Below are 23,046 nucleotides of genomic sequence, written 5' to 3' on the forward strand. Positions count from 1 at the left end.
GAAATTGTAGAAGAATCGCTAGGAAGATATAAGGTAGATTTCGCAAAATACTCGTAGTATTGTTTATTTTACCCACAAATTGCACTTTTAAGCAACTATTTTCTGTAGACAAGCTTTGTGTATTGCGTTTATTTTCTGGGGAATATTCTTGTATTTCCCCTAAATCTGTCGAAAATGGTTAGTTGTCCATTACATTATTCGAGTAATGTGAAGGTTTTTTGACGTAGTCATATGAAAAAACCGTAAATGGGATGTTCCATTTACGGTCATTTACATTTATGCTACAAGTGCGTATTCTCGTTAACTCCCTGTTGATTTCCGTTCCAGGTGTTCGCTTTCCGCGGGCGGTCCGGGAGCCTCCTCGCTTCGCTGTGGGGTCTCCCCTGTCCCTTCCTTCCGCAGGAGTCTCACACCTTGCATTTCAATCAACAGGGGAAAGTTTTTAAGCTTTCAAAACTTACCCAAACATTTATTTATAAACCCTTAAGGTTTAAACACGAGATTAGGCTTTTTCTTGATGTTATGTTGGCCGTCGATGAAGCGGACTGTTCCTGATTTTGCGCGCATGACGACGGAGTGTGTTGTAGCATTGGTTCCTTTGAACTGGACTCCGCGGAGAAGTTCTCCGTCCGTTACACCTGTTGCAGCAAAGATGGCATCATCTCCGCGCACTAGGTCTTCCATTCTTAGTACCGCATCTATATCTTCAATTCCCATTTTGCGGCAACGGATCAATTCTTCTTCGTTTTGCGGAAGTAATTTTCCTTGGATTTCTCCCCCAAGACATTTCAATGCGACGGCTGCGATAACGCCTTCTGGTGCGCCACCTGAACCGAACAGAATGTCTACGCCTGTATGGTCGAACGCCGTGTTAATAGCAGCAGCCACATCTCCATCGTCTATCAGCTTGATACGTGCTCCAGCTTCTCTTAGTTCCGCAATGATTTTTTCATGGCGTGGTCTGTTCAAAATAACCGCCACTACGTCTTCAACATCCTTATTTTTCGCTTCTGCTACCGCTCTAAGATTGTCTATGACGGATGCGTTGATGTCTATTTTCCCGACAGCTGCAGGTCCAACAGCTATTTTATCCATGTACATATCCGGTGCATGAAGCAGATTTCCGTGATCGGCAATCGCAAGTACTGCCAGCGCGTTCCAGCCGCCAGACGCCACGATGCTTGTCCCTTCAAGCGGATCTACCGCAACGTCTACGCGAGGTCCGTAGCCTGTTCCAAGCTTTTCGCCGATATAGAGCATAGGAGCTTCGTCCATTTCCCCTTCTCCGATAACGACTGTGCCTTTCATCGGTACTGTATCGAACACATCGCGCATAGCGGAAGTTGCCGCACCATCTGCACTTTCTTTATCTCCGCGTCCCATCCAGCGTGCAGAAGATAATGCCGCCGCTTCTGTTACTCGAATCAATTCCATGGATAAACTTCTTTCCATTCTTTCCACTCCCTTTGCATTCTAAGAAACTAGTCATTTTTTTATGGTAGGCCCATAGGTTGTCTGTGCAACTATAGGCATTGTGCTATACTTTTCGTTAATAGTATATCACATTCGTCGGAATTTGAAAGTGGAAACGTGAAAAAACTAAATAGAGGAATGGGGTGGTTGGGTTAACTCCCTGTTCCCTTCCGTTCCAGGTGTACGCTTTCCGCGGGGAGGTGCTTGAGCCTCCTCACAACGCTTCAGGGGTCTTAAGTCTACCGCTATCTCCCGCCGGAGTCTTCCACCTTGCACTACAGTTCACAGGGGTAGCCTCTTAACGATTATAGGATTTATTTTTTCATTAAAAATCGAAATATCCGCTCTCTTCTAATGTCTAGTAAATATCGGAAATCTTAATGAAAGCCCAGTTGATTGCAGTGGAAGGCGCGCAGACTCCCGCGGGAGGAAGGGACAGGTAAGACCCCGCAACGGAGAAGGCCACTGAAAAAGTACTTAATTCTAGGTTTTAGTTAAACACCGCTGTTGCTTTCCGCAAAAGACTTCGCTTTCCGCGGGGCGACCTTGAGCCTCCTCGGGCTATGCCCTGCGGGGTCTCAAGATTGTCGCTACTCCCCCGCTGGAGTCTACGTCTTTTGCTCCAAGCAACAGCTAGAAATCATCAAAATCTATAATTTTTTAGTTTTTCAGTGGCCTCCAACGGAGTGAGGAGGCTTTCGGACCGCCCGCAGGAAAGCGAAGCACCTGGAACGGAAATCAACAGAATTATATACTTTCTTAATCTTAAACAAAAAAGGAACCCGCACTAATTACAGCGGATTCCTTCTTTTTTTACCATTTATGAATTCTGCATTTGATCGATTTCTTCTTCTGACAGCTTTTCACGCCAGATGGTGGCACCAAGTCCTTCAAGCTTCTCTTCCAGATGGCTGTAGCCACGGTCGATATGCTCCAGGCCCGTCACTTCCGTCATTCCGTCTGCGAGCAGTCCGGCAATGACAAGCGCTGCACCTGCACGAAGGTCACTCGCTTTCACCTTTGCGCCTTGCAACTGGACAGGACCGTTGATGATGGCTGAGCGGCCTTCCACTTTGATCTGGGCATTCATGCGACGCAGTTCATCCACGTGCTTGAAGCGGGCGGAATAGATCGTGTCGGTCACGATGCTTGTTCCTTGCGCCTTTGTCAGCAGAGTAGTCATCGGCTGCTGAAGGTCGGTTGGGAATCCTGGATGTACAAGTGTTTTTACGTCGACCGACTTCAGTTTTTCCGGCGGAACGACTAGCACCTGATCCTGGTCATTGTTGATATCTATACGTACATCCATTTCACGGAGCTTTGCAATCAGTGGCTCCAAATGAGTAGGGATGACATTATCGATAATCATTTCACCGCCGGTTGCAGCAGCCATAATCATGTATGTACCTGCTTCGATACGGTCAGGGATGATGGTGTGCTTGCATCCGTGAAGATTTTCCACGCCATCGATACGGATTACATCTGTACCCGCACCTTTAATTTTTGCACCCATGCTGCTTAGAAGCGTCGCAACATCAATGATTTCCGGCTCTTTTGCGGCATTTTCGATAATGGTTCTGCCTTTTGCCTTTACTGCTGCAAGCATGATGTTGATCGTTGCGCCGACACTTACCACGTCAAGATAAATACGCGCGCCTCTCAACTCATCTGCGCGCAGATAGATGGCACCTTGTTCGTTTGTTACCTCTGCTCCAAGTGCTTCGAAGCCTTTGATGTGCTGATCAATGGGTCTTGGGCCCAAATGACAACCTCCAGGCAATCCGACTACCGCTTTTTTGAAACGGCCAAGCATTGCTCCCATTAAATAATAGGATGCACGAAGCTTTTTCACTTTTCCACTCGGAAGCGGCATCGCGATCATTTTGGAAGGATCCACAGTCAGGTCTTCCCCATCCAAAGATACAGTTCCGCCGATTTCCTCCAATAGGCTGCTTAGAATTTCAACATCCGATATCTTCGGTAATCCTTCAATCGTTACGGGTGAGTCCGCTAGAATTGTTGCAGGGATCAAGGCCACTGCACTATTTTTCGCGCCACTTACGCGTACTGTTCCATTTAACTTATTACCACCAAGAATTTTTAACTTTTCCATATATTTCTCCCTTCAAGGCGAGGTTGGTTACCAAAAGTGCTATTGTCTATTATACACAATTATTACCAATCGTAAAATTTTACGTTAAGTATTAGTTTACACGAAAACTTTCTTTTCATATATGAAAAAGCATGATTCTTTATCAAATCGTAATATTTGATACCATCCGCCTATATTCGACATATACTTTTTGTCGAAATTTATCGTGAATTTACACAAAATACCCCCGCCGTTTTCCAGCAGGGGTAAATTTTCTATTAAATTTATTGTTGACGGTTATTCCAATCAGCTAGGAACTTCTCGATTCCCTGATCCGTTAACGGGTGTCCGAAAAGCTGCATCAATACTTTGTAAGGAACTGTCGCGATGTGTGCACCATTAAGGGCAGCATCTGTAATGTGCATCGGATGACGGATGGATGCTGCGATGATTTCCGTCGGGATATCATGAATCATAAAAATGTCCGCAATGGTTGCAACTAAGTCCATTCCGTTTTGTCCGATGTCATCGAGACGGCCAAGGAATGGGGACACATATGTAGCTCCCGCTCTCGCTGCCATCAATGCTTGGTTGGCGTTGAAAATAAGAGTTACATTCGTTTTGATGTTCAGGTCGCTGAATGCTTTTACCGCCTTCAAGCCATCTGGAGTCATCGGAACTTTCACTGTGATGTTCGGCGCGATTGCTGCAAGTGTTTTCCCCTCTTCAATCATCCCTTCTGCATCAAGCGCGATAACCTCTGCGCTGACAGATCCTTCTACGAATTCAGTAATTTCACGAAGACGGTCTTCGAAAGTGATGTTTTCTTTTGCTACAAGACTTGGGTTGGTCGTTACCCCTGCAAGTAATCCTAGTGCGTGTGCTTCCTTGATTTCATCGAGGTTAGCTGTGTCTATAAAAAATTTCATGTAAGTCTCTCCTTTGTGCTAATGTTGTTGGCGCTTTCATTGATAAATAGAACAAAACCGCCTGGTGTGGCGGTTCTGCATATCGTTGCCTTGTTGTTGGTTGAATGGTGTTGTTGTCTTGTTTTGAAATGTATCAGTTGTACTCCCTGTTGATTTACGTTTTAGGTGTTCGCTTTCCGCGGGGCGGTGCTTGAGCCTCCTCGGCTTCGCCTGTGGGGTCTCAAGTCTACCGCTACTTCCCGCTGGAGTCTCACACCTTACACTTCAATCTACAGGGGAAACTACTATTACGCTTTGTTGGAAGATCCAAATTCGCGCATTTTGCCTTTTACTGTATCTTTGATTGCGTCACGAGCAGGTCCTAGGTATTTACGAGGATCGTACTCTTCTGTTTTGGCAGCAAGTGTTTCACGAACTGCTTTTGCAGATGCAATTTGGTTTTCTGTGTTAACGTTGATCTTCGCTGTTCCAAAAGAGATTGCTTTTTGGATGTCATGCGTAGGAATTCCAGTTCCGCCGTGTAATACTAGAGGAACGCCAGCACGGTTGTTGATGTCTTCCATCTCTTTGAAGCCAAGGTTCGGTTCGCCTTTGTAAGGACCGTGTACGGAACCTAAAGCTGGAGCTAGGCAGTCAATTCCTGTGCGTTTTACAAGTTCTTCACACTCTTGTGGGTCTGCATAGATAACGCCATCAGCGATTACGTCATCTTCTTGTCCACCTACTACACCAAGCTCTGCCTCAACAGAAACTCCGTGGAAGTGTGCTAATTCTACAACTTTGGAAGTTGTTTCGATGTTCTCCTCAAATGGATGGTGAGAAGCATCGATCATTACAGATGTAAATCCAGCATGGATCGCTTTTGCACAAGACTCATAGCTTGAACCGTGGTCTAAGTGAATCGCTACAGGTACAGTTACACCGTACTCTTCCATTAACGCTTTTACTAATGCTACGATTGTTTTGAAGCCACCCATATAACGAGCCGCACCTTCAGAAACACCAAGGATAACTGGTGAATTCTCTTCCTGTGCCGCTTGTAGAATCGCTTGTGTGAACTCTAGGTTGTTCAAGTTGAACTGACCTACTGCATAGCCTTCTACATTTGCTTTTTTCAGCATTTCTGTCATGGAAACTAAAGGCATAATAACATCCTCCTTTGTAATATATTCACTCCGAAAAGTTTTTCCCGTTCTTACAAGTCGGTAAACAATGAGATCGATTCCCCTTTTGGCATAATGGGGAGATCGCACTTCTATGTGTACCTGTTTGTAAAAGTTTCGCCCATATCAAAACTAGCTTGACCATTTGGAAAACCAGTTATGTATAACGGGGCAACAAAGTGCAAAACTTGACGGATGTTTTTTATCCAACACTTAGCATATCAACTATGCAGAAAAACGGCAACTGTTGTAGCATGCCGTTTTTCAATGTAAGCGATAACACATGAAATGTTTTAATATTCAGTTAGTAAATCGGGTTCTCAAACCGATTGGCGCGGCATATTTTTACGTACCGCATCTCTAATTTCGTCAATATCGAATGGTTTGGCAAAGTGCGTGATCGCTCCAAGATCTTTGGATTCCTGAATCATATCCAATTCTCCATAAGCTGTCATAATAATAACTTGGATATCAGAATTGATCGCTTTTAGTCTTTTTAAAATTTCAATTCCGTCCATACCGGGGATCTTCATGTCCAACAATACCAAGTCCGGTGAATGCTTTTCTACGATATCTAATGCCTGGTACCCATTTGCTGCCTGAAACGTCTGATAGCCCTCTTTCTGGAATACTTCATTCAACAAGATCCGTATCCCATACTGGTCATCCACAATCAGTAATTTTTGACCCACCATTACACCCCATCTCTAAAAATAATCAATCCGTTTCCATCCACCCACCTAATTCTACTATAATAGTCTTATTTCCTCCTTTTTCGACCGGGAAATTTTTTTGTAGAGAAAATTTCGAAAAAGGGGTCAGACCCCGGCAGGACTTTCCGCCTTGACGTAGAAGGCTCCGGCCGCCTTGGCTACTGTCGGAATATGTAGGAAAAAAGCGAACGAAAAGTCAGACCCCTCAAGGATTTTCGCCCTTTATGTCGTACCGCCTTTATTATACTTGAATTTTGGTGGAATGAGGGTATGGGAATATGCTAATAATTTGTTTATGGGAGTGTGATTTGGGGTGTTGAAGATTTTTACTACTCAGTTGCAGGGTGTGTTTAATAGGATTAGTTCGAGTGAGGAGTTTGGATTTGAGGATGCAGCCAGGCTTTTGGCACAGGCGGCTGTCGGGGATGGACGCATCTATGTGCATGGGGTGAAGGAGATGAAAGCAATCGAGGCGGAGGCGACGGAAGGAGCGGAGCCGCTGGTGAGGGCTACGCTGTTGTCTGATCTTGACAGCTATCATGACCTGACTGATACCGACCGTGCGTTGATTGTTTCCCGTTTTTCAACGGATGAGGAAGCGGTGAGTACGGCAAAGGCACTGAAGGAGCTTGGAATTAAGATTGTCGGAATCTCCACAGTGACAGAGCAGCAAGAATCCGCCGGTTACGAAACCCTTGAAACCTTATCTGACGTACATATAGACATGAAACTGAAAAAGCCTTTAATTCCCGGGGATGACGGGGAACGATTCGGCTTTCCGTCCAGCATGACGGCTTTATACGTGTATCATGGGCTTGCTTTTACATTGAAAGAGATGCTAGAGGAGCAGGAGTAGAACAGCTAGAAACGAAACAACAAAAAGGGAAAGCCCTCATCAACGAGGCCTTCCCTTTTCCTTTTTCATATAAAAATTACGCCATTACTTCAGCATTTTTCAAGGATGCTGCCACAAAGTCGCGGAATAGCGGTTGTGGGCGGTTTGGTCTGGAAGCGAATTCTGGGTGGAATTGGGATGCAAGGAACCATGGGTGGTCTTTGATCTCAATCACTTCTACCAGGCGGCCATCAGGGCTTGTGCCGGAGAAGATGAATCCGTGCTCTTCCATTTGCTGACGATATTGATTGTTGAACTCGTAGCGGTGACGGTGGCGCTCATAGACCACTTCGTCTGCGTATGCTTTTTGAGCCAAGGAATCGTCGTTCAGCTTACAAGGGTATAATCCGAGGCGCAATGTTCCGCCAAGGTCCTCGATGTCTTTTTGTTCCGGTAACAGGTCGATAATCGGATATGGCGTTTCCGGGTTAAGCTCAGCAGAGTGTGCGCCTTCAAATCCAAGGACGTTACGGGCAAACTCGACAGAAGCTAGCTGCATGCCAAGGCAGATTCCGAAGAATGGTACCTTGTTCTCACGCGCATAGCGGATTGCTTCGATTTTCCCTTCGACTCCACGGTCGCCGAACCCACCAGGAACAAGGATTCCGTCCGCACCGTTCAACAGCTCGTCCACGTTCTCAGCAGTCACTTCTTCAGAGTTGACCCAGTTGATTTTCACATCTGCATCGTACTCGTAACCAGCATGACGCAGCGCTTCCGCAACAGACAGGTACGCATCTTGTAACTCCACATATTTTCCGACAAGGGCGATCGTTGTCTTCTTGGAAAGGTTTTTCACCTTGTTCACAAGTGCCGTCCATTCGGTCATGTCCGCCTGGCCAGTTGTCTCAAGCTTCAGGTGATCCACCACAATGTTGTCCATGTTTTGCGCTTGGTAAGCAAGTGGCACTTCGTAAAGTGTGTCAGCATCGATGGATTCGATAACCGCCTTCTCATCGATATCACAGAACAACGCAATCTTGTCCTTCATATCCTGGGAGATCGGCATTTCAGAACGCAATACGATGATGTTCGGCTGGATTCCGAGTCCGCGAAGTTCTTTTACACTGTGCTGGGTCGGCTTTGTTTTCAGCTCGCCCGCCACGCGGATGTAAGGTACAAGTGTACAATGAATGTACATCACGTTGTCGCGACCGATGTCACTCTTGATTTGGCGGATCGCCTCAAGATATGGAAGTGACTCGATGTCCCCTACCGTTCCACCGATTTCCGTAATAACCACGTCTGCATTCGTTTCACGACCGGCACGGAAAACGCGCTCTTTGATTTCGTTCGTGATGTGCGGAATAACCTGCACTGTTCCACCCAAATAGTCGCCGCGGCGCTCTTTTTTCAGAACAGTGGAGTAGATTTTCCCTGTTGTCACGTTGGAATATTTGTTCAGATTGATGTCGATGAAACGCTCATAGTGACCTAAGTCCAAATCCGTTTCTGCTCCGTCACCCGTTACGAATACCTCACCATGCTGATAAGGACTCATCGTGCCCGGGTCCACATTGATATATGGATCAAACTTCTGGATTGTCACATCCAACCCGCGATTTTTCAACAATCTGCCTAAAGATGCAGCAGTAATCCCTTTACCTAGAGATGACACAACGCCACCTGTTACGAAAATATACTTTGTCATGCTGTCTCCCCCTCGAATTAATTTTATTTAAAAATAATAATAAGTAACGAACATGCTTCTTAAGAGGCATTTAACATTTTTATCATTAGTCAAAAACACGAAATTCATTTACTAAAAAATGAAGCTGCCCCCAATTTCTCAGGTACAGCATATGGATGTTCATTCACTAATAAAATAAAAAACGCCCCACTTGCCAGCATTTGCAGCAAGGGGAGCGTGTATATGTTCAACAAATTATACGTGTCCTTTTTTAAGGAGCCCAAAAAAGATTCTACCTAGTTGGGGATGAAAAGTCAAGGACTGATATCAACTTACGAATTTTCACTCTTTTGCCCATCAAAAAACACTCCCACATACGTCCTAGGGAGTGTTCATAAGCGAAGATTAGAGTTTTTCTTCCTCGTCCTCTTCCGATTCTTCGTCTTCTTCATCGTCTTCGAGTTCGTACTCGTCGTCTTCGATCAAGTCTTCTTCAAACTCTTCATCGTCGTCATCTTCGTCTTCAGCATCATCTTCGGCTTCGTCAAAGTCTTCTTCTTCAACTTCATCCTCTTCATAATCATCCAAATCATCAAATTCGAGTTCTTCTTCATCCAACTCATCGAATCCGACTGCATCAATATCGTCCTCATCCGCAGCCTTTTTCTTCTTCTTCGTTTTTGTCTTCGTCTTAACCTGAGGAGTTGTTTCTTCTTCTATTTGATCATAAGGATACCATGCACGAAGTCCCCATTGGTTTTCTCCAATACAAATGAAACGGCCGTCAATATTCAGGTCAGTATAGAACTGGGATATCTTACCCTTAAGGTCTGCATCCTTAAAACCTGTGATTTTCTTGATCTCCTTAACTAACTCACCAAAAGTCACAGACTGCTTCTGTTCATCGAATAAAGCAGTAGCGATTTCGATCAATGACATCTCTTTAACTTCTTCTGCCGTTAAATGCTTTAATGCCAATGTCTGCACATCCTTTCTATATATGTAAAAAGACAATATTCATAGCAATTCCTAGAAAAATCCATACCACTCATTATAAACAAAATACCAATGTTTAATCCAGCATAAAATAAATCTTTCCCTCAAAAAATTAAAAACCGACTAAAAAAGAGAAAAAAACAACAAATGGGGGTCAGACCCCCAAAGGTATTTCTCTCTCCGTGTCGAACTCTATAAAGTTGGCAGGGAAACCATGAGGAGACCATGATTCCCCGCCTTTTTATTTTGTATTTCCGTTTGTTACATGTTTCGTCTGAATTGGCCGCCGACTTCGTAGAGGGCTGTGGTGATTTGGCCGAGGCTTGCCACCCGGACGGTTTCCATCAGTTCTTCGAAGATGTTGCCGCCGCTGATGGCTACCTGCTTCAGTCTTAGTAGCGCCTCTTCCACTTCCACTGCATTACGCTTCTGGAATGCTGCTAGGTTTTGGATCTGCGTTTGCTTCTCCTCTTCTGTGGAGCGGGCAAGCTCGATGTCGTTCAAGTCATCCTCTGATGGCGGGTTCGGATTTTTGTACGTGTTCACACCGATGATTGGCAGTTCCCCAGTGTGCTTTTTCATTTCATAGTACATGGACTCATCCTGGATTTTCCCGCGCTGATACTGGGTTTCCATCGCCCCAAGGACGCCGCCGCGGTCGTTCAGGCGTTCAAACTCTTGCAGCACCATTTCCTCTACAAGGTCTGTCAGCTCTTCCACCACAAAGGATCCCTGCAACGGATTCTCGTTTTTCGCCAAGCCATGCTCTTTCGTAATGATCATCTGGATTGCCATCGCACGGCGCACAGACTCTTCTGTCGGCGTCGTAATCGCCTCATCGTATGCATTGGTATGCAGCGAGTTACAGTTGTCCTGCAGCGCCATCAGTGCCTGCAGCGTCGTACGGATATCATTGAAGTCGATTTCCTGTGCATGCAAGGAACGACCGGAAGTTTGGATATGGTACTTCAGCTTCTGACTGCGCTCATTGGCACCATATTTATTTTTCATCACCGTCGACCAGATGCGACGGGCCACACGGCCGATTACCGTGTACTCCGCATCCAGTCCGTTACTGAAGAAGAACGACAGGTTAGGTGCGAAGTCATCGATCTTCATGCCGCGGCTCAAGTAGTACTCGACATAAGTGAAGCCGTTTGCAAGGGTAAACGCCAATTGCGTAATCGGGTTGGCGCCTGCCTCGGCAATATGGTAACCGGAAATCGAAACGGAGTAATAATTGCGTACTTTTTTATCAATAAAATACTGTTGGATATCGCCCATCACACGAAGCGCGAATTCCGTGGAGAAGATGCAGGTATTCTGGCCCTGATCCTCTTTTAAAATGTCTGCCTGGACCGTTCCGCGCACCGTCTGCATCGTTACCGCACGGACTTCCGCGTACTCTTCCACCGTCAAGATGCGGCCAAGCTCCTCTTCACGCTTTTGCACCTGCTGGTCAATTGCCGTATTCATGAACATCGCCAGGATAACCGGCGCAGGACCGTTGATTGTCATGGAAACAGACGTGCTTGGTGCACACAGGTCAAAGCCTGCGTACAGCTTTTTCATGTCATCAAGGGTACAGATGCTGACGCCACTGTTTCCGACTTTTCCGTAGATGTCTGGGCGCTCAGCCGGATCTTCTCCGTATAAAGTCACCGAGTCGAATGCTGTGCTTAAGCGTTTCGCGTCGTCATCCTTACTCAAATAGTGGAAACGGCGGTTGGTTCGCTCTGGCGTTCCTTCCCCTGCGAACTGACGCTTCGGATCTTCTCCTTCACGTTTGAACGGGAATACTCCCGCTGTATAAGGGAACTCGCCAGGTACATTTTCACGATACACCCACTTGAGGATCTCTCCGTAGTCCACATATTTCGGCAGGACCACTTTCGGGATTTTCAAGCCAGACAAGCTTTTCGTTGTAAGTTTTGTGATAATTTCTTTGTCGCGGATGATTGTCACAAACTGGTCTCCGGAATATTTCTCCTTCTTCTCTTCCCAGCCTGCTAGAATTTTGCTAGATTCGCTTGTCAATTTTTCCTCATATTCACGGCGAAGTCCGGCAAGTGCCGCCACAAGCTCCTCGTTTCCGCCAGCAGCCTCCATCGCTCCATCCAACTGGAACAATTTACGAGCGATTTCCACCTGCTCAGCCGCCATCTTATGATAATTGCGGACTGTCTCACTGATCTCACGCAGATAGTAGCGGCGGTCATTCGGAATAATGACGTTCTGCTTTTCTACATCCTTGGAAGTCGGAAGGGTGCTAGCATACGAAGAACCGGTCTTCTCATTCATCAACTCTATTAACGCTGTAAAAAGGGTATTCGTCCCCAAGTCATTGAACTGGCTTGCAATCGTTCCGTACACCGGCATTTCGTCAAGCTCTTTATCCCATAAAAGACGACTGCGTTGATACTGCTTCTGTACCTGGCGCTTCGCGTCCTCGGATCCTTTTCGCTCATACTTATTAATAACGATTAAATCAGCGTAATCAATCATATCGATTTTTTCCAATTGGGAAGGTGCCCCGAACTCACTTGTCATCACATACATGGAGATGTCACAGATCTCGGTGATACCGGCATCTCCCTGCCCGATCCCGCTCGTCTCAACAATGATCAAGTCAAAGCCGGCCGCCTTCGTGACAGCAATTGCATCTTGGATCGCCAAGGATAGCTCGGAACGAGAACCACGGGTCGCGAGCGAACGCATATACACACGCGGATTGAAAATGGCGTTCATGCGGATACGGTCACCAAGTAACGCTCCACCTGTCTTCTGTTTCGTCGGGTCGATGGAAAGAATCGCAACCTTCTTATCTGGTACTTCATTTATGAATCTCCGGATCAGTTCATCGGTAAGCGAGCTTTTCCCCGCTCCACCTGTACCGGTGATTCCGAGGACCGGAACCGTTTTCTGCTTTTCTTTTACCTTGGCAAGTGCCGCCTGGGCTGTTGCCGCCACCTCTTCATCAGAAGTTACTTGAAGTTCAGACAAGGTGATCAGTTTCGCAATTGCCTGGTGGTCATCGGCGCGAAGGCGCTCTACTTCATCTCCAAGGGACTTGACTGTCACAAAGTCACATTCCTTCAGCATCGAGTTGATCATTCCTTGTAGCCCATGCTCCCTGCCGTCCTCAGGTGAAAAGATACGGGCAATTCCGTATGCGTGGAGTTCCTTGATTTCACTAGGAATGATTACACCACCGCCACCCCCGTAAATGCGAATGTGAGAGGCGCCTTTTTCTTTTAATAGGTCATACATGTATTTGAAATATTCGACGTGGCCGCCTTGGTAGGAGGAAATCGCAATTCCCTGTACATCCTCCTGGATCGCCGCGTTTACAATCTCCTCGACGGAGCGGTTGTGGCCAAGATGGATGACCTCGGCACCGCTCGCCTGGATGATGCGACGCATAATGTTGATGGAGGCGTCATGCCCGTCAAAAAGACTTGAAGCTGTCACAAAACGAATATGGTTAGTTGGACGATATACTTCCATGGTTCACATTCTCCCCCTTTGTAAGTCCGTGCAATAATAGTTCAATTTGGCCTTCGATATAGGCTTCAAGCTCAAAGTGCCTGTGCAGCACCCAACGCCGGAAGCCCCACATTTGTCCCTGTACAAAAATGTTATGTGCAATCAATTGAATCTGCTGTTCTTTCATGTCGATACCTTCTGCTGTGATGCAGTTTCTTATGACCTGCTCGAACATGGCCACCATCGCAAGCTCCTTGTTCAGCACGTAGGGAAGCGCATCTTTGGATAAGGATTTCGCTTCCTGGTACATGACAAGCACTTCATCCTGCATTTCATCCATGACGCGAAAATAGTAGCGCATGGCGGATTTCAGGCTGTCCAGGTTGCCTCGCTTCATATCGAGTTCCATCTGAAGGCGCTCGCTCACCTGGTCATAAATCCTGTCACAGACGAGATACAGCACATCTTCCTTTGTCCTGATATATTCATAGAGCGTGCCGATGCTGAAGCCGGCCTCTTTAGCAATTTCCCTTGTTGTCGTGCGGTGGAAGCCCTTCTCTTTGAAAAGGCTCACCGCCCCCTTGATCATCTGGTCGCGGCGCTTCTCAATCAGCCGCTCGTCTTTTACGGATGCATGTACTTGACGTTTTTTCATCATCCTGTCCGCCCCCTACTTACTTAGTAAGCATTCTGGAAATGACGAGTCGTTGGATTTCTTGAGTTCCTTCATAGATTTGCGTGATTTTCGCATCTCTCATATAACGCTCCACTGGATAGTCCTTCGTATAGCCGTAGCCTCCGAAAACTTGAACCGCTTCTGTTGTCACCTTCATCGCCGTATCGCCTGCGAATAATTTGGACATAGCTGACTCCAAGCCATAGCTCAAGCCCTCGGACTCTCTCCACGCCGCCTGGTAAGTTAATAATCTCGAAGCTTCCACCGTTGTCGCCATATCTGCCAGTTTAAAAGAAACACCCTGCTGTGCTGCGATCGGCTTCCCGAACTGAACACGCTCTTTTGCATAGGCAACGGCAGCGTCCAGCGCACCTTGCGCGATTCCGACAGCCTGTGCAGCAATCCCGTTACGGCCGCCATCAAGCGTTGTCATCGCCACTTTGAAGCCTTCACCCTCTGCTCCAAGCATGTTCTCAACCGGTACACGGCAGTCTTCAAAAATGATTTCTGTTGTTGGTGAAGAACGGATACCTAATTTTTTCTCTTTTTTCCCGACGCTGAAGCCTGGGAAGTCCGCCTCGACGATGAATGCGCTTGTGCCTTTATGCTTGCTAGTTGCATCTGTTACGGCAAACACCACATAGATATCTGCAATTCCGCCGTTAGTGATGAAAATTTTGGAGCCGTTCAGGACGTAATGGTCGCCATCAAGTTTCGCCGTTGTACGCATTCCGCCCGCATCAGAGCCTGACCCCGGTTCTGTAAGGCCATAACCGCCGATGCTGGTTCCTTGTGCAAGTGGTACTAGGTATTTCTGCTTTTGCTCTTCTGTTCCGTACTTGTAGATCGGCCAGCTAGCAAGTGACGTGTGCGCGGAAAGTGTTACACCTGTGGATGCACATACACGTGATAATTCTTCAACCGCGATGCAATACGCCAGGTAGTCACTGCCAATTCCGCCGTACTCTTCCGGAAACGGGATCCCAGTGAGGCCAAGGTCCGCCATCTTTTTGAAAATATCCATGTCAAAACGCTCTTCCTCGTCACGCTCAGCTGCTGTTGGTTCGACCTCGTTCTTGGCAAAGTCGCGTACCATTTTGCGAATCATTTCGTGTTCTTCTGATAGTTGAAAGTTCATATTTTTCATCCCCCGATGATTTTATTTGTATTTGAATTAGGCTCTTTTCTCGAAGATTGTTGCTATTCACTAGTAAAAAGTCGGCTATTGGACTTTTTACGGCTTATCTACTCAAAAATAGGCATGTAGTTTACTCTGGATACCCGAGAAAAGAGCACGACAGCAAGGAATATAACGGTTGGTTAATAAATAAGAAAAAGCAACAAAGTTTACGAAAACAGCCTTGACTTAAGAGTATTAATGTTCTATTAGAGGCCTCTGTTGATTTCCGCACCACGGACCAGGTTTAGGCTTCGTTTGTCGCGGGGCCGGGCTGAGCGGTTTGGTTTGGTGGTCGATTTTACGACTTTTTATCGTTTTTTGCTATTTTAAGTGTACTTGAAAACCGTTCGGTCATTTGAAAAGGTCTTTCGGACACTTGTTATGCTCTTTTACCGGTGGTTCGGTCAATCTTTGAGCTTGTTCGGACAACTCTGTTGGTGTGTTCGGACATTTGAAAAATTGGTTCGGTCAATCTAGGGAAATCTTCGGTCAACTTTGCGAAATCTTCGGTCAAGAATTGAAAAACTTCGGTCAACTTACACAAAACTTCGGACATTCCTATCGAAGGCACCACATTTCCCACCAAAAGCAGTAAGGAAAGTCCACCGCCCCGCCGATCCGCCTCAACTAGTTTATCAGATGCTTCCCAATCACCATTCTCTGAATCTCACTTGTTCCCTCATAGATCTCGCAAACCTTCGCGTCACGGAAGTAGCGCTCGACCGGATAGTCTTTCGTATAGCCGTAGCCGCCAAAAACCTGGACCGCTTCGATTGCCACGTTCATTGCCGTTTGGGAGGCGAAAAGTTTTGCCATGGAGGCTTCTTTTCCGCAAGGCTTTCCTAACGCTCGCAGGTTGGCAGCACGGTATGTCAGCAACCTTGCACTTTCCACCGCAGTTGCCATGTCTGCTAGTTTAAAAGAGACACCCTGCTGTGCTGCGATCGACTTGCCGAACTGGACGCGCTCTTTTGCGTAGTTTGTTGCCGCCTGCAATGCCGCTTCCGCGATACCAAGTGACTGCGCCGCGATTCCGATTCGGCCGACATCGAGGTTTGCCATCGCAATTTTGAAGCCTTCTCCTTCTGCACCAAGAAGGTTTTCCACAGGAACTTTCGCATCTTCAAATGTCAGCTGCACTGTTTTCGAACCGTTCAGACCCATTTTGTGCTCATTTTTTCCGATTACAAATCCCGGAGTATCCTTTTCCACGATAAAGGCCGAAACTCCTTTGGACCCCAGTTCCGAGTTAGTTGATGCGAAAACGATGTAGGTGTCCGCTTCACCGCCGTTTGTGATGAACACCTTTGCACCATTCAGCACATAGTGGTCACCCTGCTTCACCGCACGTGTTTTCAGGCTCCCCGCATCTGATCCTGCACTTGGTTCGGTCAGGCAGAACGCCCCAAGGTATTCACCGGAAGCAAGCTTTGTCACGTATTTCTGCTTCTGCTCTTCTGTGCCAAAATAAAGAATTGGATTCGTCCCGACCGATGTGTGAACGGAAAGGATGACCCCGAGTGTCGCACTCACGCGGGAAAGTTCATTGATCGCGATGATGTAGGAAGGAAAGTCCATCCCCGCTCCGCCGTACTCTTCCGGAATCGTCATCCCCATCAGGCCAAGGTCCGCCATCTTCTTTAGGATCTCCCGAGGGAATTCGCCCTCTTCCATCTTTTCAACGAATGGCGCAATCTCGGTTTCCGCAAAATCACGCACCATTTTCCGGACCATATCCTGCTCTTCTGTAAAACGTAAATTCATGCTATTTGACCCCTCTCCTGATGTCTTAAAAATCTCCCTATGTTGACTATCAGACCATTATGTCTCGTACGTGTAAAATCCGCGTCCAGTCTTGCGTCCCAGCCAGCCGGCTTTGACATATTTTCTAAGTAGTGGACATGGTCGATATTTGTCATCGCCAAAGCCTTCATGCAACGTTTCCATGATGTATAGGCATGTGTCGAGTCCGATAAAATCAGCAAGTGTCAACGGTCCCATCGGATGGTTCATGCCAAGCTTCATCACTTCATCAATCGCTTCCGGAGTTGCTACCCCCTCATAGACCGTAAAAATCGCTTCATTGATCATCGGCATCAACACGCGGTTAGAAACAAAGCCAGGGAAATCGTTCACTTCAACCGGAACCTTGGATAGCTTTTTCGTCATATCCTCGATCGAACCGTACACTTCGTCTACCGTCTGTAGGCCGCGGATGATTTCCACGAGCTTCATAACAGGTACTGGGTTCATGAAGTGCATGCCGATCACTTTTTCCGGTCTGCCTGTAGCTGCAGCAATCTCCGTAATTGGAAGGGAAGATGTGTTGGTTGCTAAAATTGTGTGAGCCGGTGCGTGCTGATCCAACTCTGCGAAAATCTTCTTTTTGATGTCCATGTTTTCAATAGCCGCTTCAATGACGATGTCGACATGTTTCGCATCTTCAAGCGTGGTGGTTGTTTGCAGCTTGCCAAGGACTGCCGCCTTCTCGTCTTCTGTCATGCGACCTTTGTCCACGGATCTGCTTAAGTTTTTTGTGATGCCCGCAAGTCCGCGGTCGAGGAATTCCTGCTTCAGGTCGTTCATATATACGTCATAGCCGGCCATTGCACACACTTGCGCAATGCCTGAGCCCATCTGTCCTGCGCCGATTACCATTACTTTTTGAATTGTCATGTCCTGGTTCCTCCTAAAAGTTTGTCGCTTATACTTTGATCAATATCGCATCGCCCTGTCCGCCACCTGAGCAGATGGACGCAATCCCAAGTCCACCACCACGGCGCTTCAGCTCATGAATCAGAGTAACGATAATGCGAGCTCCACTTGCTCCAATTGGATGTCCAAGAGCAACGGCTCCACCATTTACATTCACTTTTTCCAAATCAAGTCCGGCAAGGTTTGCTGATGCCAAAGCTACTGCTGCAAATGCTTCATTTATTTCAAAAAGATCTATATCCTCAAGCTTCGTTCCTGTTTTCTTTAAAAGTTCTGTGATGACAAGTCCTGGCGTTTTTGGGAAATCCTTTGCTTCCACTGCAATAGAGGTGTGACCAAGGATGGTTGCCAATACTTCTTTCCCTTCCTTCGCCGCACGGTCCTCACCCATTAGAACAAGTGCACTTGCGCCGTCATTTACGCCAGGTGCGTTTCCTGCTGTGATCGTTCCGTCATGATCGAAAGCTGGTCTTAAGGATGACAGTTTTTCCACGGAAGTATCTTTTCTAGGCGATTCATCCTTGCTCACAACGATTGGATCCCCTTTACGCTGCGGCACGGAGACAGGAACGATTTCTGCGTCAAATATGCCATTCTCGCTTGCTTCAATTGCACGCTGATGACTTCTGTAAGCCCACGCATCCTGGTCTTCCCTTGTGATGGTCATTTCCTTGGCGACACTGTTTCCGTACGTGCCCATGTGAACACCGGTGAACGTGCAAGTAAGACCGTCATGTACCATCAAGTCCTGCACGGTACTGTCGCCCATCCGCAGACCCCATCTTGCTTTTGGTAGCATGTATGGTGCATTGCTCATGGATTCCATTCCTCCTGCCACGATGACTTCCTCTTCGCCGGAGCGAATTAGGATGTCGCCGAGTGTGACGCTACGCATGCCGGATGCACATACTTTGTTGATGGTTTCTGTTCGGACTTCCCATGGCAGGCCTGCTTTTTGTGATGCTTGCCTTGATGGAAGCTGTCCTTGACCGCCTTGAAGGACGGTGCCCATGATGACTTCTCCGACTTGGTCGCCTGAGACGTTTGCTCTTGCAAGTGCTTCTTTGATGGCTGTTGCTCCTAGGTCTGATGCGGTTAGGGTGCTAAGGCCTCCTGCGAAACGGCCGATTGGTGTGCGGACTCCACTTACGATTACTGTTTTTCCCATTGGTGGTTCCTCCTCTTTATTCGAAAAAAAATTTAGGGTTTCGGGTTAACTCCCAGTTGATTTCCGTTCCAGGTGTTCGCTTTCCTAGGGGCGGTGCTTGAGCCTCCTCACTTCGTTGCGGGGTCTCAAGCAACCGCTATCTCCCTCAGGAGTCTCACACCTTGCACTTCAATCAACTGGGGGGAATTTGTAAACAACATTTGTTAACGCTTACAATATTTCTATCCAAAAACTGAACGGTCGCTCAGTTTTGGTGAAAAGCATATGGTGCACGTAGAGAACTACGTACACCTTGAGCCGTGAATCTATTTTTCTATTATGATACTAATTCCTGTTTTTCACCGAATACGGAACGCTCAAGTAATTCTGCTACGTCGTAGGTGCCGACATTTTCTTCTACTTCCTTGGCTTTGGTGCCGTCGGAAAGCATCGTCAGGCAATATGGACAGCCGGAGCTGATGACGCTTGGTGCGACTTCAAGTGCTTGTTCGGTACGGGCGACGTTGACACGTGTGCCTGTGTCCTCTTCCATCCACATGAGTCCTCCGCCGGCTCCACAGCACATGCCCGTTTCGCGGCTGCGGTTCATTTCGACCACTTTTACGCCTGGGATGGCTTTCAGGATGTCACGTGGTGGCTCGTAGACTTCGTTGTACCTTCCGAGGTAGCAGGAATCGTGGTACGTGATGGTCTCTTTTACCTCGTGTACAGGTGTCAGCTTTCCTTCTTTTACAAGCTCCGCCAGCACTTCTGTGTGGTGGTAGACTTCAGCTTCGAGGCCGAAATCCGGGTACTCGTTTTTAAAAATGTTGTAGGCATGCGGGTCGATCGTGACGATTTTCTTTACTTCGTTTTTCTCGAATTCCGCAATATTGCTTGTTGCAAGCTCCTGGAATAGGAATTCGTTTCCTAAGCGGCGCGGTGTATCTCCGGAGTTTTTCTCCTTGTTGCCGAGAATCGCGAATTTTACGCCAGCTTCATTTAGTAATTTTGCAAAAGAGATGGCGATCTTCTGGGAACGGTTGTCGAAAGATCCCATGGACCCTACCCAGAAGAGGTACTCGAACTCTTCTCCTGATTTCTTCATTTCTTTTACGGTCGGAATGCTTACTTCCGGTGCTGCATCGCGCCAGTTTTCGCGCTCTTTGCGGTTTAGGCCCCATGGATTTCCTTGGCGCTCGATGTTGGTCATCGCACGCTGCGCGTCTGGGTCCATTTTTCCTTCTGTAAGAACCAGGTAACGGCGAAGGTCGATGATTTTATCGACATGCTCGTTCATTACCGGACATTGGTCCTCACAGTTACGACAGGTCGTACATGCCCAGATCTCTTCTTCTGTGATGACGTCACCAATCAGGCTCGGGCTGTATTCGATTGTTGCCGCACTTTCCTGTGCCCCTTTGCCGGCAGCAGCCATGGCAAGTTGATTTCCTTGCGTGTTGTTGAAGGCATATGTTGGTACCCAAGGGGATTTGGACGTGATGGCCGCTCCCTTGTCAGTTAAATGGTCACGGATTTTAATGATTAAATCCATTGGTGAAAGCATTTTTCCTGTGCCTGTAGCCGGACACATGTTGGTACAGCGGCCACACTCGACACATGCGTACATATCAATCAATTGGTATTGGGTGAAGTCTTCCACTTTCCCGACACCGAATGTTTCTTGTGTTTCGTCTTCAAAATCGATTTTTTCCAATTTCCCCGCGTTAGTAGTACGGTGGAAAAACACATTCGCTGGTCCTGCAATTAAATGCGCATGTTTGGATTGCGGCACATAGACAAGGAATGTTAATAGGAATAATAGGTGGATCCACCAGCCTACGTAAAACAGTGCAATGGCAGCCGTTTCATTAATCCAGCCGAATAAGAAGGCGAAGACGGATGCAACCGGCTCACTCCAAGTCAGACCGTGATCATGCCAGATGATTCCCATACCGTTTGAAAATAGGACGGAAAGCATTAAACCACCGATGAACAGTAGAACAAGTCCTGATTTGAAGCCCCTTTTTAGGCGGACAAGTTTTTCAATATAGCGACGGTAGAATGCCCACACAACCGCTACAAGAATCATAAGTGTCACAAGTTCCTGGAAGAAGGTGAATGCCGGATACAGCGGTCCTAGCGGCAAGCGTGCCCCAGGTACAAGCCCCTTGATGATAAGATCTAGTGCCCCAAGTTGCACCATCAGGAATCCGTAGAAGAACATGACGTGAATGATTCCACTTTTCTTATCCTTCAATAATTTCTTTTGGCCAAATACATTGACCCATACTTTATCCAATCGTTCTTTCACTTTGTTATCGAATTCAACTTTTTTCCCTAGCTTGATGAATTGAATCCTTGTTCTGATTAAATAAACAAACAGCGATAATGCGTAAGCGGTTACAATTATCGTTAAAATCCAATTGGCAATTAACAAACCGTTACTCACATCTCTCCACTCCTTTCGTGTCCCCTTTTAATGTCGGCAATTTACGTGTTATTTGCAACGAAAGAGCCCTAATGTTTGGAAAGAATATAATTTTCAGAACTTTAGTAATTTACCCTTATCTTATAACTGAATGAGCATTCAGTCAACACATTTAGTTTGAAAAGATGGCTTTATTTTTTGTTGAACGGGGGTATAGGTAATTAGATATAGGATAAGAAGGCCCAGTTACGTAAAAACTAAATGGACGTGTTAGCGGGAGGGAAGAACATGGTAGTAGTATTGTATTTCATATTGGTTGTCGGCTTGATTTTCGGATGGTTGGCACTAGATTTGTATCTGGGCAGAAAGAAACATTTAAAAGAGGTTAAAAGGTTGAAATTCCCTAAACGCCAAGGCGACATTCTTCTATATTCCGATGGAAACTTGCTATATAAGGATTTGTTCCATGATATGCGTAAAGCGACAAACCATATCCATACCCTTTTTTACATGGTACGGGACGATCATGCCAGCAAAGAGTTTTTATCGATTTTAAAAGATAAAGCAGATCAAGGCCTGGAGGTTCGGCTCCTTCTTGATTATTTTGGGTCATTTGATGTAAAAAAAGAGACAATCAAGGAGCTGAAGCAGCACGGGATTGAAGTGGAGGTTTATCATAAGCCCGCTTTCCCTTTCTTCTTCTTCAGCATCAATCAGCGTAATCACCGGAAAATCACGGTGGTTGACGGGAAGATCGGTTATGTAGGGGGATTTAATATTGGAAAAGAGTATCTGGGACAGGATCCGGAATTTGGCGTTTGGCGCGACTATCATTTGAAGCTTGAAGGTGAAGGTGTACAGGATCTTCAAGCGCAGTTCATCCAAAACTGGGAGCAGGCAGGCGATTTTCCTTCGCGCGAGTGGGGGGATACGTATTACCCTGTGTTGGAGAGCGGCCCGATTACACATGAGCTTGTTCCGACAAATGGCGGGCACCTGAGCGAAACGTTTTTAAAACTTCTTCAAAAAGCTAAGAACTCCATTATTATTTGTACTCCTTATTTTATTCCGAGTGAGCCGTTGTTGGATGAACTGCTTGTTGCGCTGAAACGTGGTGTGAAGGTCACCGTTCTTGTTCCGGCCAGGGCTGATCATGCATTGGTCATGGATGCGGCCTTTCCCTACTTTAGGACCATTATTGAAGCGGGTGCGGAAGTGTACCGTTTTTACCTTGGCTTTTATCATGCAAAGGTCATGGTAATTGATGATCATACGTGTGATATCGGGACGGCAAATTTTGATAAACGGAGTTTGTTTTTGAACAATGAAATAAATTGTTTGATTTTTGATAAGGAATTCGTCCATATGACCGTACAAGAGATTCATAAGGACATCCACAATTCGGAAAAGTTGACGTTAGAGTTTATTCATAATCGTTCGTTTTTAGACAAGAGTAAGGAACAACTTTCCAAGATTCTTGCCCCGTTGATGTGATGTAAGCTTTTGAAAGGAGCCGGTTC

At 46.6% G+C, this 23,046-nt stretch carries 16 protein-coding genes; 2 read left to right on the forward strand and 14 right to left on the reverse strand.

The features are described 5' to 3' along the window. Positions 1–483: 483 nt before the first annotated feature. From glpX to AB685_RS09140, 5 genes are all read right to left on the reverse strand, one after another. Complete coding sequence (gene glpX / locus AB685_RS09120) at positions 484–1,452, reverse strand: class II fructose-bisphosphatase (RefSeq protein WP_047970265.1); 969 nt, start codon at positions 1,450–1,452, stop codon at positions 484–486. An 841-nt stretch (positions 1,453–2,293) separates the two neighbouring features. Next, positions 2,294–3,586, reverse strand: a complete 1,293-nt coding sequence (locus AB685_RS09125; protein WP_047970266.1) for a UDP-N-acetylglucosamine 1-carboxyvinyltransferase — start codon at positions 3,584–3,586, stop codon at positions 2,294–2,296. 263 nt (positions 3,587–3,849) lie between these two features. Further along, positions 3,850–4,494 carry a fructose-6-phosphate aldolase gene (gene fsa / locus AB685_RS09130; RefSeq protein WP_047970267.1) on the reverse strand — a complete coding sequence of 215 codons (645 nt, stop codon included), beginning with the start codon at positions 4,492–4,494 and terminating at the stop codon, positions 3,850–3,852. Positions 4,495–4,781: 287 nt separating this feature from the next. Next, positions 4,782–5,639: a class II fructose-bisphosphate aldolase gene (locus tag AB685_RS09135; protein ID WP_047970268.1), complete on the reverse strand. Its 858-nt coding sequence runs from the start codon at positions 5,637–5,639 to the stop codon at positions 4,782–4,784. Positions 5,640–5,977: 338 nt separating this feature from the next. Next, positions 5,978–6,352, reverse strand: a complete 375-nt coding sequence (locus AB685_RS09140) for a response regulator (RefSeq protein ID WP_010197444.1) — start codon at positions 6,350–6,352, stop codon at positions 5,978–5,980. A gap of 331 nt (positions 6,353–6,683) precedes the next feature. On the opposite strand from AB685_RS09140, the gene AB685_RS09145 reads away from it, so the two are divergent. Further along, positions 6,684–7,226 carry a DUF2529 domain-containing protein gene (locus AB685_RS09145; RefSeq protein ID WP_047970269.1) on the forward strand — a complete coding sequence of 181 codons (543 nt, stop codon included), beginning with the start codon at positions 6,684–6,686 and terminating at the stop codon, positions 7,224–7,226. A gap of 76 nt (positions 7,227–7,302) precedes the next feature. On the opposite strand, the gene AB685_RS09150 is transcribed toward AB685_RS09145, so the two are convergent. From AB685_RS09150 to AB685_RS09190, 9 genes are all read right to left on the reverse strand, one after another. Next, a complete protein-coding gene (locus tag AB685_RS09150; RefSeq protein WP_047970270.1) occupies positions 7,303–8,916 on the reverse strand; it encodes a CTP synthase in 1,614 nt (537 codons plus the stop codon). Between the two features lie 384 nt (positions 8,917–9,300). Next, on the reverse strand, positions 9,301–9,873 hold the full coding sequence (gene rpoE, locus AB685_RS09155; RefSeq protein ID WP_047970271.1) for a DNA-directed RNA polymerase subunit delta: 573 nt from the start codon (positions 9,871–9,873) through the stop codon (positions 9,301–9,303). A gap of 279 nt (positions 9,874–10,152) precedes the next feature. Next, on the reverse strand, positions 10,153–13,398 hold the full coding sequence (gene icmF, locus AB685_RS09160) for a fused isobutyryl-CoA mutase/GTPase IcmF (protein WP_047970272.1): 3,246 nt from the start codon (positions 13,396–13,398) through the stop codon (positions 10,153–10,155). Continuing rightward, positions 13,376–14,032 carry a TetR/AcrR family transcriptional regulator gene (locus tag AB685_RS09165; protein WP_047970378.1) on the reverse strand — a complete coding sequence of 219 codons (657 nt, stop codon included), beginning with the start codon at positions 14,030–14,032 and terminating at the stop codon, positions 13,376–13,378. The genes icmF and AB685_RS09165 overlap by 23 nt, the downstream gene beginning before the upstream one ends. Before the next feature lie 19 nt (positions 14,033–14,051). Next, a complete protein-coding gene (locus tag AB685_RS09170) occupies positions 14,052–15,191 on the reverse strand; it encodes an acyl-CoA dehydrogenase (protein WP_047970273.1) in 1,140 nt (379 codons plus the stop codon). Positions 15,192–15,860: 669 nt separating this feature from the next. Next, the gene (locus AB685_RS09175) at positions 15,861–16,997 is read right to left on the reverse strand and encodes an acyl-CoA dehydrogenase (RefSeq protein WP_047970274.1); all 1,137 of its coding nucleotides are present in this window, start codon (positions 16,995–16,997) and stop codon (positions 15,861–15,863) included. 57 nt (positions 16,998–17,054) lie between these two features. Then, the gene (locus AB685_RS09180) at positions 17,055–17,909 is read right to left on the reverse strand and encodes a 3-hydroxybutyryl-CoA dehydrogenase (protein ID WP_047970275.1); all 855 of its coding nucleotides are present in this window, start codon (positions 17,907–17,909) and stop codon (positions 17,055–17,057) included. Positions 17,910–17,937: 28 nt separating this feature from the next. Then, positions 17,938–19,116, reverse strand: coding sequence for an acetyl-CoA C-acetyltransferase (locus tag AB685_RS09185; protein WP_047970276.1), 1,179 nt, complete (start codon positions 19,114–19,116; stop codon positions 17,938–17,940). A 316-nt stretch (positions 19,117–19,432) separates the two neighbouring features. Then, entirely contained in the window at positions 19,433–21,547 is a 2,115-nt protein-coding gene (locus AB685_RS09190; protein ID WP_047970277.1) for a (Fe-S)-binding protein, read from the reverse strand. A 279-nt stretch (positions 21,548–21,826) separates the two neighbouring features. On the opposite strand from AB685_RS09190, the gene cls reads away from it, so the two are divergent. Continuing rightward, positions 21,827–23,020: a cardiolipin synthase gene (cls, locus tag AB685_RS09195; protein WP_053073776.1), complete on the forward strand. Its 1,194-nt coding sequence runs from the start codon at positions 21,827–21,829 to the stop codon at positions 23,018–23,020. Positions 23,021–23,046: the final 26 nt, after the last annotated feature.

It is taken from the genome of Bacillus sp. LL01, assembly GCF_001037965.1.